The 16,813-nt window shown below is 50.4% G+C and carries 16 protein-coding genes, 2 tRNA genes and 1 pseudogene; 8 read left to right on the top strand and 11 right to left on the bottom strand.

The window, feature by feature from the left end; translation table 11 throughout:
- Positions 1-66: 66 nt before the first annotated feature.
- A tRNA-Asp gene (locus QWJ20_RS17205) sits at positions 67-143 on the top strand.
- A 238-nt stretch (positions 144-381) separates the two neighbouring features.
- Positions 382-1,170, top strand: coding sequence for an endonuclease/exonuclease/phosphatase family protein (locus QWJ20_RS17200; protein ID WP_095995264.1), 789 nt, complete (start codon positions 382-384; stop codon positions 1,168-1,170).
- A 69-nt stretch (positions 1,171-1,239) separates the two neighbouring features.
- Here QWJ20_RS17200 and mltD read toward each other — a convergent pair whose 3' ends face one another.
- Both mltD and gloB read right to left on the bottom strand, forming a co-directional pair.
- The gene (gene mltD / locus QWJ20_RS17195) at positions 1,240-2,613 is read right to left on the bottom strand and encodes a murein transglycosylase D (RefSeq protein ID WP_433993079.1); all 1,374 of its coding nucleotides are present in this window, start codon (positions 2,611-2,613) and stop codon (positions 1,240-1,242) included.
- Between the two features lie 70 nt (positions 2,614-2,683).
- Positions 2,684-3,439 (bottom strand): hydroxyacylglutathione hydrolase, encoded by a 756-nt coding sequence (gene gloB / locus QWJ20_RS17190; RefSeq protein ID WP_433993078.1) that lies wholly within the window; start codon positions 3,437-3,439, stop codon positions 2,684-2,686.
- Positions 3,440-3,482: 43 nt separating this feature from the next.
- Between gloB and QWJ20_RS17185 the strand changes: the two genes are divergently transcribed.
- Positions 3,483-4,193: a class I SAM-dependent methyltransferase gene (locus QWJ20_RS17185; protein WP_174864820.1), complete on the top strand. Its 711-nt coding sequence runs from the start codon at positions 3,483-3,485 to the stop codon at positions 4,191-4,193.
- A gap of 19 nt (positions 4,194-4,212) precedes the next feature.
- Here QWJ20_RS17185 and rnhA read toward each other — a convergent pair.
- Positions 4,213-4,780: pseudogene (gene rnhA / locus QWJ20_RS17180) on the bottom strand (ribonuclease HI).
- Between rnhA and dnaQ the strand changes: the two are divergent.
- Positions 4,734-5,471, top strand: coding sequence for a DNA polymerase III subunit epsilon (dnaQ, locus tag QWJ20_RS17175; RefSeq protein WP_039486522.1), 738 nt, complete (start codon positions 4,734-4,736; stop codon positions 5,469-5,471). The pseudogene rnhA and the gene dnaQ overlap by 47 nt on opposite strands.
- A 172-nt stretch (positions 5,472-5,643) precedes the next feature.
- Positions 5,644-5,720, top strand: a tRNA-Asp gene (locus tag QWJ20_RS17170).
- Positions 5,721-5,853: 133 nt separating this feature from the next.
- Here QWJ20_RS17170 and nrdF read toward each other — a convergent pair.
- From nrdF to QWJ20_RS17135, 7 genes are all read right to left on the bottom strand, one after another.
- Positions 5,854-6,816 (bottom strand): class 1b ribonucleoside-diphosphate reductase subunit beta, encoded by a 963-nt coding sequence (gene nrdF, locus QWJ20_RS17165; protein ID WP_014916297.1) that lies wholly within the window; start codon positions 6,814-6,816, stop codon positions 5,854-5,856.
- Positions 6,817-6,840: 24 nt separating this feature from the next.
- A complete protein-coding gene (nrdE, locus tag QWJ20_RS17160) occupies positions 6,841-9,003 on the bottom strand; it encodes a class 1b ribonucleoside-diphosphate reductase subunit alpha (protein WP_433993091.1) in 2,163 nt (720 codons plus the stop codon).
- The gene (gene nrdI, locus QWJ20_RS17155; protein WP_010280810.1) at positions 9,000-9,407 is read right to left on the bottom strand and encodes a class Ib ribonucleoside-diphosphate reductase assembly flavoprotein NrdI; all 408 of its coding nucleotides are present in this window, start codon (positions 9,405-9,407) and stop codon (positions 9,000-9,002) included. The genes nrdE and nrdI overlap by 4 nt, the downstream gene beginning before the upstream one ends.
- Positions 9,408-9,417: 10 nt before the next feature.
- On the bottom strand, positions 9,418-9,657 hold the full coding sequence (gene nrdH, locus QWJ20_RS17150; RefSeq protein ID WP_014916295.1) for a glutaredoxin-like protein NrdH: 240 nt from the start codon (positions 9,655-9,657) through the stop codon (positions 9,418-9,420).
- A gap of 690 nt (positions 9,658-10,347) precedes the next feature.
- Positions 10,348-11,142: an adenosylmethionine decarboxylase gene (speD, locus tag QWJ20_RS17145; RefSeq protein WP_039486532.1), complete on the bottom strand. Its 795-nt coding sequence runs from the start codon at positions 11,140-11,142 to the stop codon at positions 10,348-10,350.
- Between the two features lie 45 nt (positions 11,143-11,187).
- Positions 11,188-12,051: a polyamine aminopropyltransferase gene (gene speE / locus QWJ20_RS17140; RefSeq protein WP_433993077.1), complete on the bottom strand. Its 864-nt coding sequence runs from the start codon at positions 12,049-12,051 to the stop codon at positions 11,188-11,190.
- Positions 12,052-12,158: 107 nt separating this feature from the next.
- A complete protein-coding gene (locus QWJ20_RS17135) occupies positions 12,159-12,506 on the bottom strand; it encodes a YacC family pilotin-like protein (protein ID WP_011094845.1) in 348 nt (115 codons plus the stop codon).
- 419 nt (positions 12,507-12,925) lie between these two features.
- On the opposite strand from QWJ20_RS17135, the gene QWJ20_RS17130 reads away from it, so the two are divergent.
- On the top strand, positions 12,926-14,548 hold the full coding sequence (locus QWJ20_RS17130) for an ABC transporter permease (RefSeq protein WP_433993076.1): 1,623 nt from the start codon (positions 12,926-12,928) through the stop codon (positions 14,546-14,548).
- Positions 14,549-14,552: 4 nt separating this feature from the next.
- On the top strand, positions 14,553-15,638 hold the full coding sequence (locus QWJ20_RS17125) for an ABC transporter ATP-binding protein (protein WP_433993075.1): 1,086 nt from the start codon (positions 14,553-14,555) through the stop codon (positions 15,636-15,638).
- Here the strand turns inward: QWJ20_RS17125 and QWJ20_RS17120 are convergent, their stop codons facing one another.
- Positions 15,639-16,070 (bottom strand): GNAT family N-acetyltransferase, encoded by a 432-nt coding sequence (locus QWJ20_RS17120; RefSeq protein WP_433993074.1) that lies wholly within the window; start codon positions 16,068-16,070, stop codon positions 15,639-15,641.
- Between the two features lie 152 nt (positions 16,071-16,222).
- Here QWJ20_RS17120 and hpt point away from each other — a divergent pair, with 152 nt between their 5' ends.
- Positions 16,223-16,756 carry a hypoxanthine phosphoribosyltransferase gene (gene hpt, locus QWJ20_RS17115; RefSeq protein ID WP_011094841.1) on the top strand — a complete coding sequence of 178 codons (534 nt, stop codon included), beginning with the start codon at positions 16,223-16,225 and terminating at the stop codon, positions 16,754-16,756.
- Positions 16,757-16,813: the final 57 nt, after the last annotated feature.

Here is a 16,813-nt window from a genome sequence, read left to right as displayed (position 1 = left end):
GGGAACTGCCAGGCATCAAATTAAGCAGTAAGCCGGAGCGATCTGGTGGTTGTAGAGAAATTCGGTGGAGCGGTAGTTCAGTTGGTTAGAATACCTGCCTGTCACGCAGGGGGTCGCGGGTTCGAGCCCCGTCCGTTCCGCCACTTATTATGCAAAAAGCCCTAAGCTAACGCTTAGGGCTTTTTGCACATTTGAATATTAGAATTTTTTAGATGAATCCGTCTCTTCCTCTTCCTCTGCCTTTTGTTTTTACCGATCATTTCATTTTTTCCTATCCTATCGCCGAGCGTACATTGCAAGTCTGCGATAAAATTCTTATAACAGAAGAGTGCTCTTTTTTGATAGGGTATTTAGAGTATTGAAACTGATAGTGGATTAGGCGTGCGGAAAAGAACCTATGCAATGAGGTATGTTGCTGGCCAACCAGCTGAACGTATCTTTCCTCCCGGGGAAATGCATTATCCGGGGCAAGTACTACCGACAGGCTCATTGTTGCTGGAGGGGGATGTTTTACGCGTAATGGTGTGGAATATTTTTAAGCAGCAACGAATGAACTGGCTTTCCGTGTTGCAAAATTTCGGTAAAGGTACCCAGCTAGTCCTGTTGCAGGAAGCGCAAAGTACGCCAGAGCTCATCCGTTTTGCAACCACCAACTATCTCTCAGCCGATCAGGTCCCCGCCATTATCCTCCCGCAACATCCATCCGGTGTCATGACGCTATCAGCAGCCCAGCCAGTATACTGTTGCCCCTTACGTGAAAGGGAGCCTTTACTGCGTTTGGCTAAGTCCTCTTTGGTAACGGTCTATGCGCTTCAGAATGGTCAGAGGCTGATGGTCATCAATATCCATGCGGTTAACTTTAGTTTTGGTGTTGAGGTTTATACCAAGCAGCTAGCTGCGATTGGGGAACAACTCGTACATCATCAGGGGCCAGCTATCATGGCTGGAGATTTCAATGCATGGAGTCAGCAGCGTATCAACGCACTTAATCGGTTTGCGGTAAGGATGGGGTTGCAGGAGGTACATTTTGTTGATGACCAACGGCGTAAGGCGTTTGGTCGACCGCTCGATTTCGTCTTTTACCGTGAGCTGACCGTTAACCAGTCTTCTGTATTGGTGACTCAGGCCTCAGACCATAACCCACTACTCGTTGAATTTAGCCTGAGTTAATCGCTATAAAAAAAACAGCCCTCTACATCTGTAGGAGGGCTGTTTCTCATTACTGATTCTGATATGACGTTAAGAATCAGGTTTTATGTTGCTGCTAACATAAAGCGTCAGACGATCGCCTGGCTGGATGTTGGCATTCTTGTTGATAACCGTATTCCAGCGCATCACATCAGCAATATTTACGCCGTGGCGTTTAGCAATGCTTGCCAGCGAATCACCCTTCCGAACTTGATAGGTGATAGAGCTGCTATTGCCTGACGCTTTGGCAACTTGCAACGTTTGACCAACCTTGAGCGCACCAGCGCTACGCAGATTGTTCCAACTCTGCAAATCTTTCGTGCTGACATTAAGTCGTGCCGCAATGGCTGATAAGGTATCACCTGAGCGTACCTTATACTGCAGTGATGCTGGCGTTGGCTGCGTTTCCGCTAAGCGTGTCGGTTGAATCGCTGCGATGTCACCATCAGCCAGTGAATCTTTCAACTGCTCAACGTGAGCTTTAGGAACCATGATGTAATGTGGCCCATTTGGAGCGGTAACATTACGTTTATAGCCCGAGTTATAGCTCTTCAGCTTATTCAATGACAGTCCAGCCATCTCAGCCGCTTGTGTCAATTCTATCTGCTGACCCAGTTCAACCTTTGCTAATGCGCGGCTTTCATTGGGCTGCGGTAGACTTACGCCATACTTCTTGCTGTTTTTAAGAATATCGCTCAAGGCCAGCATTTTGGGAACATAGATTGACGTTTCACGCGGTAACGCCAGTGCCCAGAAGCTGGTTGATTTCCCTTTCGCTTTATTCGCCTTCATCGCCTGCATGACGCGTCCTTCACCACTGTTATATGCAGCAACGGTCAATAACCAGTCGCCATCAAACATTGTGTTAAGCCGTTGCATCATATCCAGCGCAGCCGTTGTAGACGCGATAACATCGCGACGTCCGTCGTACCACTGGTTCTGTTTCAAACCATAATTACGTCCTGTGCCAGGGATAATCTGCCATAGCCCTGCGGCATTGGCGGATGATGTGGCACTTGGATCAAAAGCGCTCTCCACTATGGGTAGCAGTACCAGTTCCATCGGCATTTTACGTTGCTTAATCTGCTCGACTATCCAGTACATGTACGGCTCTGCCCGTAATGTTACATCGTGGAGATAGCTCTTATTCTTCAAATAACGCATTTTTTGTTCGCGGATCCGGGCGTTTTCCGGAACCTCCATCTTCAGCTCGTCGCCAATGAAGTTCCACAGATCTCGCTGCGTGAGGCTATCGTCATCTAGCCATCGCGCAGAGGCCTCTCGACCATCTGTGTACTTTCCTGCTTCACTTTGACTTGCCGAAGACAAACTCTGTGCATGCTGTTTGGGTTGCGAGGTGTCATGTGGTGAGACCTGACAACCCGCCAGCAAGACTGAGGCGATAATCATCGCTTTAGCCTTCATATGTTGGTCAATAGTTGCTTAAAAGACGAGCAAGGATACTTTGGTTAGAGGAATAGCACAACCTAAACCTTCAAAAGCAGTCTTTCTTGCTACGTAGCATCTCAAAAACTTGCCAATTCTCTATATTTTCAGGTTCTTTTGATAATTTCCTTTTTAAATCAATTTCATGGCAGCGAAGAAATAGGTTAATTTTCCTCTCCAGACCCAGCAATGTAGGCAAACTAGACTGTGATTTTTCTCGTATCTGACTGATTTTATGGAGATAAGATTCAATTTCTGGATCTTCAGGCCAAATAGTATTAGAAAATTTTAAGTTTGAGAGGGTATATTCATGAGCGCAACACACTACTGTATCATCAGGAAACTTTGCTATTTTCTGAATTGATTCATACATTTGTCGCGGTGTTCCTTCAAAAATACGACCGCATCCCGCTGAAAATAGGGTGTCGCCACAGAACAAAAATGGCGCACTGTAGTAAGCAATATGACCAGATGTGTGTCCTGGCACCTCAATTACAGAAAATTCCGAATTTAACAAAGAGACGGTATTTCCTTCCTCTACCAGGTAGGTTGCGCCGCGCTTTGCGGTTTCTTTTGGGCCAAAAACAGGCAGATTGGGGTAATGCTTGAGGAGTTCACTGACGCCTCCGACATGATCATTGTGGTGGTGAGTGAGCAAAATTGCTTCGGGGAAAAGTGAGTGTTGATCGAGCGTATTAAGCACCGGAGTTGCCTCACCGGGATCGACGATCACACAGCGGTTTTCTTTATTGCTTAATAACCAAATGTAGTTGTCCTGAAGTGCAGGGATACTGATAAGATTCATTCATCACCTCTTTTTGCTAGTAGCCTGAGGACGAGAACAGAAGATGAAATCGGCACAAATCCCTCAGACCATTGTTGCACCTGATTCATGGGATGATATCACCTGTGGGCAATTTTATCGCGAGTCGCTTGAACAGGCCTTGCTGCCATGGTGGCCAAAACTCTTTGGTTTTCATCTTATCAAGGTAGGGGCGCTGAGCGCGGAAATCCACATAACAGAGTGCGCGATTTCGCATCAGGTTAATGTTGCTCCACATGGTGATAATCTTCAGGTTATTGCAGATGCTCATCAATTACCTTTCTCTGAAAAGTCGATCGATGCCTGCCTGCTTGCTCAAACGCTGTCTTATTCATCGGACCCGCATCGTATTCTGCGGGAGGTTGATCGCGTCTTGATCGACGATGGTTGGCTAATATTGAGCACGTTTAATCCGATCAGTCTGGTTGGCCTTGGCAAACTGATCCCCAGACTCAATAAGAAACACCCTTATTGCAGCCGTATGTTTACTCAAATGCGTATTACGGACTGGCTGGGGCTATTGAACTATGAGGTTATCCATCAGACCCATTTTCACGTTACGCCATGGCGAAGAAACAAGGGAAAATTGAATAAACATATTCCGATGTTGGGGTGTCTGACGCTGATTATTGCCCGGAAGCGCACAATTCCACTGACATTTACCCCAATGCGAGCGAGGTTGCGTAAAGCATCAGTGCGCCGCACGGTGGGCGCAACAAAGATATATCGGAGATGAGGCGAACGCCTACGGTGATTTACTCAGCCTGATAGCCGGTGTCTTCAAGCGTTGGTGCACTTGCGGCTGCGCGCGCGAGTTCATCACAGCGCTCGTTTTCCGGATGCCCGGCATGTCCTTTTACCCATTCCCAGCGTACAGAATGATGTTGAATCGCGGCATCCAGCTTTTGCCAGAGATCGACGTTTTTGACCGGTTTTTTATCGGCAGTTTTCCAACCACGCTTTTTCCAGTTATGAATCCAGCTGGTTATCCCCTGACGAACATATTGGCTGTCAGTGCAGAGCACCACATCGCACGCGGTAGTCAGCGTTTCAAGCGCTGCAATCGCAGCCATCAGCTCCATTCTGTTGTTCGTCGTAAGACGATAGCCCGCGCTTAACGCTTTTTCATGCTGTTTGTAGCGTAGCAGGGCGCCATAGCCGCCGGGGCCGGGATTACCGAGGCAAGATCCGTCGGTGAAAATTTCTACCTGTTTGCGCATCTCTGGTAGACTCTCCCTTATGGTAAAAACGGCAAGTCTGACATAAAACGAAAACGATGAGCACTGAAATTACGCGACAAATCGTCCTGGATACAGAAACCACCGGTATGAATAAGCTGGGGGTTCACTACGAAGGGCATAAAATTATCGAGATCGGTGCGGTCGAAGTGATTAACCGGCGCCTGACTGGTCGTCATTTTCATGTCTATATCAAACCCGATCGTTTAGTGGATCCAGAAGCCTATAACATACATGGTATCAGTGATGAGTTTCTGGCTGATAAACCGACGTATGCGGATGTCGTGGATGACTTCCTCGATTTTATCCGTGGCGCGGAATTAGTCATTCATAACGCGACGTTTGACATCGGCTTTATGGATTACGAATTCCGCTTGCTGAATCGGGATATACCCAAGACTGAGACGTTCTGTAAGATCACTGATAGCCTGTTTATGGCGCGGAAGATCTTTCCCGGCAAGCGTAACAGTTTGGATGCACTCTGCGATCGCTACCTGATAGATAACAGCAAGCGTACGCTGCACGGCGCATTGCTCGATGCCGAGATTTTGGCAGAAGTTTATCTGGCGATGACTGGCGGTCAAACTTCTCTGACTTTTTCGATGGAAGGTGAAGCGCAGCAGAAGAGCGATAATACCGAAACGATCCAGAGAATCGTCCGCCCTCAATCGGCGTTAAAGGTGCTTTACGCTGATGAAACAGAGCTGCTGGCGCATGAACAACGTCTGGATTTGATTGCTAAAAAAGGCGGTAGTTGCCTGTGGCGGGCAGAATAGCACCGCCATAATATTCGCCCTTAGCGTAGCAAAATGGATAGGCTGATTACGTGATGGGCGATAGAATAATCAGTAAGATGAAATTATAAGCAAACAGAAACGGTTAGTTATAAAAAGCATTGACGTAATACTGCCGTCATCTTAGTATTCAACCCGCTCAGTGAGCACGAGTGGAGCGGTAGTTCAGTTGGTTAGAATACCTGCCTGTCACGCAGGGGGTCGCGGGTTCGAGCCCCGTCCGTTCCGCCACTTATATGAAGGCCCTGAATCAGCAATGATTCAGGGCTTTTTCATTTTCTGGGTTGTAAAAAAGTGCTGTAAAAAGTGCGGTGGAAAAGAGCTGTAGAAAAAGGTGGCCACCCAGAGAGCGATGGCCGTTTTTTTAGAAGTCCCAATCTTCGTCTTCGGTGTTGACGGCTTTACCGATCACATAAGATGAACCGGAGCCAGAGAAGAAGTCGTGGTTCTCATCCGCGTTTGGCGATAGCGCCGATAGAATCGCGGGATTCACATCCGTCATGCTGGCAGGGAACAGCGCTTCATAGCCCAGATTCATCAGCGCTTTGTTTGCGTTGTAGTGGAGGAATTTCTTCACGTCTTCCGTCCAACCGACGCCGTCATAGAGTTCCTGGGTATACAACACCTCATTGTCATACAAATCCTGTAGCAGATCGTAGGCGAAATTTTTCACCTGTTGCTGACGAGCGGAATCGACCTTCGCTAACCCGCGCTGGAATTTATAGCCAATATAGTAGCCGTGTACCGCTTCGTCGCGGATGATAAGTCGGATCAAATCCGCCGTATTGGTCAGTTTGGCACGGCTTGACCAGTACATCGGCAGGTAAAACCCTGAGTAGAACAGGAACGACTCCAGAAACACGCTGGCGACTTTCTTCATCAGCGGATCGTCACTGCGATAGTGCGACAGAATAATGTCGGACTTTTTCTGTAGCGCCGTATTCTCTTCGCTCCAGCGATACGCATCATCGACTTCGCTGGTCAGACACAGCGTCGAGAAAATAGAGCTGTACGAACGAGCGTGCACCGCTTCCATAAAGCTGATGTTAGACAGCACGGCTTCTTCATGTGGCGTCACTGCATCGGGCATGAGCGTTGGCGCACCCAGCGTATTTTGGATCGTATCTAACAGCGTCAGGCCGGTGAACACGCGGATCGTCAACTGACGCTCGCGGGCATTCAGCGTACTCCACGACGGAATATCGTTAGAGAGCGGCACCTTTTCCGGCAACCAGAAGTTAGACGTCAGCCGGTTCCAGACTTCCAAATCTTTGTCGTCTTCAATTTTGTTCCAGTTAATCGCCTGGACGCGAGTGAGTGCGGTCATGCTTCGATTTCCTTCCGCGATGGCTTAGAGCGCACAGGACACACAGCCCTGAACTTCGGTGCCTTCCAGCGCCATCTGCCGTATGCGAATGTAATAAATAGTCTTAATGCCTTTGGTCCAGGCGTAGATCTGCGCTTTATTGATGTCGCGCGTGGTGGCGGTATCGCGGAAAAACAGCGTCAGCGACAGCCCCTGATCGACGTGCTGTGTCGCGGCGGCATAGGTGTCGATAATCTTCTGCGGCCCGATTTCATAGGCATCCTGGTAATACTCCAGATTGTCATTGTTCATGTAAGGGGCAGGGTAGTAGACGCGACCAATCTTGCCCTCTTTACGAATTTCGATACGTGACACAATTGGGTGGATGCTGGACGTCGAGTGGTTGATATATGAAATCGAACCGGTCGGTGGAACTGCCTGCAGGTTCTGGTTGTAAATGCCGTGTGCCATAACGGATTCGCGCAGTGCCGCCCAGTCCTGCTGAGTGGGAATGTGGATGCTAGCCTGTTCAAACAGCTCACGTGCGCGTGCCGTTGTGGGTTCCCAGATTTGCTCGATGTACTTATCAAAATACTCGCCCGTGGCGTATGTTGAGAGTTCAAAGCCTGAGAAGCGCTGGTTCCGCTCTATCGCTAACGCATTCGATGCCCGAATTGCGTGGAAAGCGACGGTGTAGAAATAGATATTGGTGAAATCGACGGCTTCTTCTGTACCGTAAAAAATCCGCTCTTTCGCCAGATAGCCGTGCAGGTTCATCTGACCTAAGCCAATCGCATGTGATTGGTCGTTGCCTTTTTCGATGGATGGCACGGAGCTGATGTGGCTCATATCGGAAACGGCGGTCAGCGCGCGGATCGCCATTTCAACCGTCTGGCCGAAATCGGGCGAGGCCATAGCGTTGGCGATATTCATCGAACCGAGGTTACAGGAGATGTCTTTACCAATGTGGCTGTAGCCAAGATCGTCGTCGTACAGGCTGGCCTCGTTGACCTGCAAAATCTCAGAGCACAGGTTACTCATGTTGATGCGGCCGTGAATCGGGTTCGCGCGATTCACCGTATCCTCAAACATCATGTAGGGATAACCGGACTCGAACTGGATTTCCGCAAGGATCTGGAAGAATTCGCGCGCCTTGATTTGGGATTTACGGATGCGCTTGTCGTTTACCATCTCATGGTATTTTTCGGTGACGCTAATTTCCGAAAGCGGCACGCCATAAACCTGCTCGACATCATAGGGCGAGAACAGGTACATCACCTGATTATTCTTCGCCAACTGGAATGTGATATCGGGGATGACCACGCCTAAAGACAGCGTCTTGATACGAATTTTCTCATCGGCATTTTCCCGCTTGGTATCCAGAAAACGCAGAATATCTGGGTGGTGCGCATTGAGGTACACCGCCCCCGCGCCCTGACGCGCACCAAGCTGGTTGGCGTAGGAGAACGCATCTTCCAGCATTTTCATGATAGGGATAATGCCAGACGACTGGTTTTCGATACGTTTGATCGGCGCACCGGTTTCGCGGATGTTGCTGAGCATGAAAGCCACGCCGCCGCCGCGTTTTGATAGCTGAAGCGCGGAATTAATCGCTCGACCAATCGACTCCATATTGTCTTCAATGCGCAACAGGAAGCAGGAGACCAGCTCACCGCGCTGCTTTTTACCGCAGTTGAGGAACGTGGGGGTGGCGGGCTGGAAGCGTCCGCTAATGATCTCATCGACCAGTGAGCTAGCGAGTGCGGTATCCCCTTTGGCGAGGGTCAGCGCCACAAGGCAGACGCGATCTTCGTAGCGCTCCAGATAGCGTTTACCGTCAAAGGTTTTCAGCGTATAGCCAGTATAGTATTTGAACGCACCCAGAAAGGTTTGAAAGCGGAACTTGTGAGCGTAAGCCTGCTGGAAAAGGCTTTTGATGAAATCAAAGTGATACTGATCCAGCACGTCTGCTTCGTAGTAGCCTTCTTCCACCAGGTAACGCAGTTTTTCTTCCAGATTGTGGAAGAACACAGTGTTCTGGTTCACATGCTGTAGGAAATAACGGCGTGCCGCGAGCTTATCCATGTCGAACTGAATATTTCCCTCTGCGTCGTAGAGGTTAAGCATCGCGTTAAGCGCATGGTAGTCGAGTGTATGGTAATCGAGCGAGTGGGCGTCCGCTTCGGCCTTGGTTGCCTTTGCACTCACGTGGTCTGTTGTTGCCAAAATTCAGTTACTCCCTTACGCACATTTGCAACGTCTTCTGCCGTGCCGAGCAATTCAAAGCGGTACAGGTAGGGCACCTGACATTTCTGCGCAATGATGTCGCCAGCGATGCAGTACGCTGCACCGAAATTAGTATTGCCTGCGGCAATCACGCCGCGCAGATAAGCGCGATTGTGTGGATCGTTGAGAAAGATGATGACCTGACGCGGCACAGCCCCTTTCGTGCTGCCTCCGCCGTAGCTGGGGACAACCAGAATATAGGGGCGATCAACTTTCAATGCAGGCTGTTCTGTCGCTATCGGGATTCTCAGGGCTGGCAAGCCAACCCGAGAAATGAAGCGATGCGTGTTTTCCGACTGGCTGGAGAAATAGACCAGCGGGTTCATATTGCCCCCCTTACTGCAATTGCAGGGCGGCGTTCAGAGTACTGATCTTATCCGGGCGGAAGCCGCTCCAATGATCATCGGCCGTCATCACGACGGGTACCTGTTGATAGCCCAACGCTCTTACCTGCTGCAACGCCTGTTCATCTTCAGTTAAGTCCACCAGTTGATAGTTAATTCCTTGCTTGTCCAGCGCACGGCATGTGGCGTTGCATTGAACACAATCTGGCTTAGTGAAAATAGTAATACGCATGATTCGTATTTACCCTTTGGCGTGAAAGAAGTATGTCGGAGCGGCTATCTTCAGGGCATATGCACCCGAACCGATCCACTGTGTAGCGACCCGTTACGCGATCGCCACACAAAGAATACTAGATGTAGGTATTTTAAATTTCAACCACACAAGATATATGATTTTTAGTTGACCTTATACCAATTGACGCAAACCCAGATGCAGCAAGGCTGGGAGAGAATGCAAGCAGAAAATGCAGAAAGAAATAAATGTGATGCGCATCATTTTTGACGAAATAGTGTGCGAAAAAACGAAAGATATATGAACTCACTACACCTCAACCCTCCTCAGGCGCAGTACCTTATACATAAATACAGGGAGTCATCATGTGCTTTGTCCTTATCCGGCGTAAAAATTATGCAGCGGTGGGCATGAACACCGAGTGAGCGGCATGGAGGCCGCGAAAGCCAGTGCCGCGTCGGGAACGCGTCACTGGCGGCTCGAAGAGTGGTCATGAACACCGATGGCTCCGCGTAGCGGCATAATTTAGCCGGAAGCCTGGGTTCGCAGGGCGGCGGCGATTGAGCGACCCTGCGTCGGGCGCGTGCTACGGGGTAGCATGAAAATGATGACATCATCGCGCACGAAACCGTCTCTTAGTTGGCATAGAAATGTGACTAAGAGACAGCCCTGTGAAGTGAGATGTATCAATTAGATAATGGGCAGGTTTCTGCCGTAATAGATTTCCTGCATTTCGTGATACAGCAGATCGGTGATTCTTTTCCGTTCAGCAGCGCTGAGCTCTTCAGGGCTGACGTTGAACAGATAGTGTTTCAGGTCGAAGTCTTTCAATAGCATCTTGGTATGGAAGATATTTTCCTGATACACGTTCACGTCCATCATGTGATAGAGCGCTTTCATATCCTCGGACATGAAGTTCTGAACCGAATTGATCTGATGATCGATGAAATGCTTTATGCCATTGACATCACGGGTAAATCCCCGCACGCGATAGTCGATAGTCACAATATCGGATTCAAGCTGGTGGATGAGGTAGTTCAGCGCTTTCAGCGGCGAAATTACGCCACAGGTAGATACTTCGATATCTGCGCGGAAGGTACAAAGCCCGCCTTCTGGGTGACTTTCCGGATAGGTATGAACGCAGATATGGCTTTTATCCAGATGCGCAACAACAGAATGAGGCAACGGCCCCGGATGTTCAGAGGTATCGACATCCCGTGGATCGATGGGCTCTTCGCTGACCAGAATGGTCACGCTGGCACCTTGTGGATCATAGTCCTGACGCGCGATGTTAAGGACGTTGGCACCGATAATTGAGCAGGTTTCAGTGAGGATTTCTGTTAAACGGTTAGCGTTATATTGTTCGTCGATATAGGCGATATAGCCATCGCGATCGTCGGCCGTTTTGGTGTAACAGATATCGTAGATACAAAAACTCAGGCTTTTCGTCAGGTTGTTAAAGCCGTGTAGTTTCAGCTTGTGCAATTTAAGTCACCCCCTTGTGGTGGTGTGATTACCCTAAGTGATGGATTATTGCGCATTCTGTAGCGCGCTCAGCAGGTACTGTGGCAGGGCAAAACTGCCGATGTGAACATCAGGCGTGTAATAGCGACAGGCGATAGCGGATTGTGCAAAACGCTGGCGCAGCGTGGTGGCATCTATCTGGCGCAGTGCCGGGTTATTGCAGGCCCAGGCAAACGTCATAATGCCGCCGTAGTAAGTCGGGATCGCCGCCTGATAAAAGCTGACATCCTTGAAATAGTGGCTGAGTTTTTTATGGCTGCCGACGGTTTCATCCTGTTGCAAGAAGCACACGCCATTCTGAGCGACGAAAATCCCACCTTCGTTCAGGCAACGGGCGCAGCCCTGATAGAAATCGGAGGTGAACAGGCTTTCACCGGGGCCGATGGGGTCGGTGCAATCGGAAATGATGACGTCAAATTTTTCGCTGCACTGTCTGACGAAGTTAACGCCGTCATCAATCACCAGATTAAAACGCGGGTCGTCATAGCTACCGGCGCTGTGATTGGGCAGGTACTGGCGACAAAACTCCACCACGCCCGCATCGATTTCTACCATCGTGATATGTTCGACGCCGCGGTGCCGGCTGACTTCCCGCAGCATGCCGCCATCACCGCCACCGATAATCAGTACGCGTTTGGCGCTGCCGTGTGACAGAAGGGGAACGTGGGTGAGCATTTCGTGATAGATGAATTCATCGCGCTCGGTGGTTTGCACCACGCCGTCAAGCGCCATCACGCGACCTAATGCGTCGTTTTCAAAGATGATGAGATCTTGATGATCGGTCTTCTCGTGATACAGCACGCGATCAACCGAAAAGTACTGGCCAAAGTTGGCATGTAGGGTTTCATACCAAATTTCTTTCTGGGACATGTTAGGGCTTCCTCCGCGATAACAGTCATGAAAATTGGCGCGCCATCATAGCCGACTCTTTTACCGCTTGCACGGTCAAATTTCAGTCAGCGCGGAGGAGGGGGAAACTATTGTGCGTAGGAGAGCAGACCCAGTGAGTTACGTGCCAGAGACTGGCATTTCTTCGGTGTCGGGATAGCGATTTTACTCAGATCGCGATAGCTGTCTTCGCCCATCGCCGTCATGTCGTAAGCGTTGTAATTGCTGAGATCCCAGCGATTTTGCTGAGCAAAGGCGACCAGTGTCCGACGAATCTGTTCATTCGGCAGATCTTGATAGCCACAGTGGTTTTTCAGATAAACAAAGATCGCGGTCAGATCGGCCAGATCTTCCGCTTCAAATTCATTCAGCGCCTTGCTGGCGGAAGAGAAGCTCATCAGGCTTAGCAGGAGCAGAGCCAGCGCAGAGTTTTTCATGGTTGAACCTGTTCCAAATGTTGTCAGATGACGTTATCACAGATATCCCATGCGGTTCCAAGTTTTCTTACGGGAAACATCTGATATCCCCGTCATTCTTCAAGCTGCATGTGCGTTGGCTTTCCTCGCTCACCCCAGTCACTTACTTGTGTAAGCTCCTGGGGATTCACTGTGTCGCAGCCTGCCTGCAACTCGAATTATTTAGGGGATTGAGATAAAAAGTGAGTGGCGAAAAGGTGGAAAACCAATAATCGCAATCTATTGAAATCGTTTGTTTTTATTTTATTGACGGTCGGCGATGGAAATCGCCTCGAGTTAATCGCAGGATTAAAGCCCATTTATCGCTGTTTGATACGATGACGCCGCCGTCAGCCTCTGTTATTAATAACAGCGATCTCATCTAATACAGTTTTTATTCTATGATCTCCGGTGTCTGGCGCGTCAGTAGTTGGTTGTTGGCGGGACTGTTGCTGCTTCCTTTAGCAACGATTTTTTATCAGGCTTTTTTTGCCGATGGGATGGGATTTACCCAACTGTGGCAAATCGGGTTACCCACCTACCTGATACATTCTGCGGTCATCGTGATTGGCACGCTGTTCTTCAGTTTGCTGTTTGGGTTGCCTTCCGCCTGGTTTATCGCCATGTACCGTTTTCCCGGTCATCGCGTACTGCAATGGGCGCTTTGCCTGCCGCTTGCGATGCCCGCGTTCTTGCTCGCCTACCTTTATACCGATGTGTTACGGCATCTGTCCCAGTTGTTGCAGGAAGGCGGGTTGCAAATCGCCTCGTCGTGGAGTGAATCCCACGTTGCTGGGCTACCCGTTTCGCTGGGTTGCATAAGTCTGGTGCTGGCACTGGTGTTCTATCCCTATATTTACCTGTTGGTGCGCGAAGCGCTGGTGAAACAGTCCGCTAGCCTTATCCATTCGGCGCGTTTACTGAATCAGACGCGCACTCAGGTATTCCGCCGCTTATGTTTACCTATTGCTCTGCCTGCGATTGCCTGCGGTAGTGCGCTAGTGGTGGTCGAAACGCTGGGCGATTATGGCGCGGCGTCTTATCTTGATACTCCAACCATGACAACACAGGTGCTGGATATCTGGCAGAAGCAGGACGATCTCGGTGCGGCAGCACGCCTTGGCGTGTTGATTTTGCCGGCGATCTTTCTCTTGATGTTTTTGGTTAATTTCTGGCGTCGGAAGCAGAAAATTTATCAAGCTCAAGCAAATGCTTCTCAGGTGGTTCCGCCTGTGTTGAACGGGTGGCGCAGCAAGGTGGTTCGCAGTTATTGCTGGGGAATCGTTTGTCTGTCGTTCTTGTTGCCAGTGCTGTATCTACTCTTTCTGGCGATCCGACACATGATGTCGGTGTGGGATATGGCGTTCCTCCACGCGGTGATGAATAGCCTGTTGGCGTCCGCCATCGCGACCGTTGTCATTACGTTAATGGCGCTGTCGTTTATTTTCTATACGCGCACGGCCGGGATATTTGCTAATCAGACGCCAGTTCGGCTCGTCAGCCTGAGTTTTGCCTTGCCCGGCGCGGTACTGGCTGTCGGACTGTTTACCTTGCTGTCGCTGGTGGACCGCGGAATTAATCTATTTGCCAGCGCCGCGGGGTTACCTCCCGCGGAGGCTTTGCTGGCGGGATCGCTGTTTATTCTCATCCTCGCCTACAGCGTTAAATTTGGGCGTCTGATGCTGGACAGTCTTGAGCGCAGCATGGAAGGCATTCCGCGATCGCTGGACAGTGCGAGTCTTGTTCTGGGCGCTTCCCCCCTCAGCCGCTGGTCACGTGTGCATATCCCGCTGCTGCGCAGCAGCCTGTTCATTGGGGCGTTGTTGATTTTTACGGAAAGTATGAAAGAGCTGAATGTGTCGCTGCTGCTGCGTCCTTTCGGGGTTGATACGTTGGCAACGTATGTTTTCCGCTTTACGGCGAGTGAGCAAGTAGCGTCATTTGCCTTTCCTGCACTGGTGCTGGTGGCGGTAGGGTTAATCCCCGTTTTCTGGCTGAATCGCGCACTGAATATAAAAGGATAATGACATGGCCGCGTCGATAGATATTCTGAGCGTTCAGGCGGTAAGTTGTACGTTGCAGCAGTCTCCTGTGTTGGAGAACATCTCCTTTGCCGTGCGCGACGATGAGACGATCTGCCTGTTGGGGCGAAACGGCTGTGGCAAAACGGCGCTATTACAGGCGATCGCGGGCCTGCTGCCGATTACTCAGGGCAAGGTTTTGCTGGAGGGTGAGCTCGTTAGCTCGCCGCAAGAGTACGTCCTGCCGGAACTGCGTCAGGTTGGCCTGATTTTTCAGGACTACGCGCTCTTTCCGCATCTGACGGTGGAAGGCAATATAGCGTTTGGTTTATATGGCCGCCCGGAAAGCGAGGTGAAGCCAATCTGTGCGGAGATGATGGCGCTCTTACAGCTGGATGATGTCGCTGCGCGTTACCCACATGAGCTATCCAATGAACAGCAGCAGCGTTTGGCGATTGCCCGTGCGCTGGCCTGTGAGCCGAAAATTCTGTTGCTGGATGAACCCTTCCCAGGTCTGGACAGCCAGACCCGCTACCGCCTGATCACCGAATTACGGCAGGTTCTGAAACAGCGTCATGTCGCGGCGGTTTTCGCTACGCACAGCCGAGAGGAAGCCTTTGCCTGCGCCGACCATCTGATTCTGCTGGATGAAGGGAAGATTATGCAGCAGGGTTATCCATCCGAGCTGTACCATCGACCGAATAGCCGCTTTGTCGCTGATTTTATGGGGAATACGAACTATTTGCCTGTGAAAATTATGAGCGACCATCAATGGCAAAGCCCATTGGGCGATCATCAGGCGACACATCCGCTTAATCAGCCGATGGATTCACAATGCGACTGGATGGTACGTCCGGCTGACGTGGCGTTGGCGCTCGATCCCGATGGCCCGGCGTCGATCGAAGATCGGCTATTTATGGGCACATCAAACTTGTATCGGGTGAAGATGGGAGAACTGATGCTGCTGGTGCAGACTGGCAACTGGTTTGAACCGGGACAGCAGGTGCGTTTAAGCATTAAGACGGATCCGCCAGTCTTGTATCCTGCTTTACCCGCCGTCAGCAGCCCGACTGACGGCCCCGAAAAGCAATGATTACGCCTCGTGCAGGTCTGCTGCTGGCATAAGCCAGGTGCTATTGTGCTTTTCAAACCCTAATTTCGGGTAGTAATCCACCGCCAGCGGCGCGGCCAGCAAAATGATTTTGCAGCCTTTTTCAAGCTGCTGAGCGGTTTGTTGAATCAGCTTCTTACCTATTCCCGTATGTTGACAGTCCTCTGACACCGCCAGATCGGACAGATAACAGCAAAAATGAAAATCCGTCACGCTGCGCGCGATCCCAACCAGCGTCTCCCCTTGCCACGCGGAAACCAGCAGGTTGGCGTGCTTAAGCATACCTGCAATTGCTGTCTCATCATTCAGCGGGCGGCGCGGCCCCAATGAGGTTTTCGCCAGCAGCTCAATGAACTGCCGGCTGGAAAGCGGGACATTCACTTTGTAGCAAACATCCACTGGTGGTGTACTCATGGTGTCTCCTTCATGGTGTGGTTTCTGATATACTTCGCGCGCTTGGGCATTGCCCAGGCTGATTCAAACGTCAGCATTGGCGCATCATCGATAATAAGTCTGTCATTTTACCGATGGTGCTGAATACCTTACTTCAAAGAGTTATCAGTATGATGAAACATACCGTGGAAGTCATGATTTCTGAGCAGGAAGTGATGGCGCGGGTTACCGAACTGGGGCAACAGATCAGCGAACACTACCGTGATAGCGGCAGCGATATGGTACTGGTGGGGCTATTGCGCGGATCGTTTATCTTTATGGCCGATTTATGCCGGGCGATCGATGTCCCTCACGAAGTGGATTTCATGACGGCATCCAGCTATGGCAGCGGTATGAACAGTACGCGCGACGTTAAGATCCTGAAAGATCTGGATGAGGATATTCGCGGCAAAGACGTATTGATCGTTGAAGATATTATCGATTCGGGCAATACGCTGAGCAGGGTGCGGGAAATTCTGCAACTGCGTGAGCCGAAATCACTGGCTATCTGTACGCTGCTGGATAAACCAGAGCGCCGTGAAGTGGCGGTGAAAGTCGAGTGGGTTGGATTCTCGATCCCTGATGAGTTTGTGGTGGGTTACGGCATCGACTATGCCCAGCACTATCGCCATTTACCTTACGTCGGCAAGGTTGTTCCACAGGAATAGCGTATCAGATAAGGCCGATGCCGTGAGCGACGCCCAGCGAGTGGGCGTCAGGCAGCG

It is taken from the genome of Pectobacterium sp. S5, from assembly GCF_051707265.1.
GTDB lineage: Bacteria > Pseudomonadota > Gammaproteobacteria > Enterobacterales > Enterobacteriaceae > Pectobacterium > Pectobacterium polare.
This window is presented reverse-complemented; position numbering and strand designations above follow the sequence as displayed.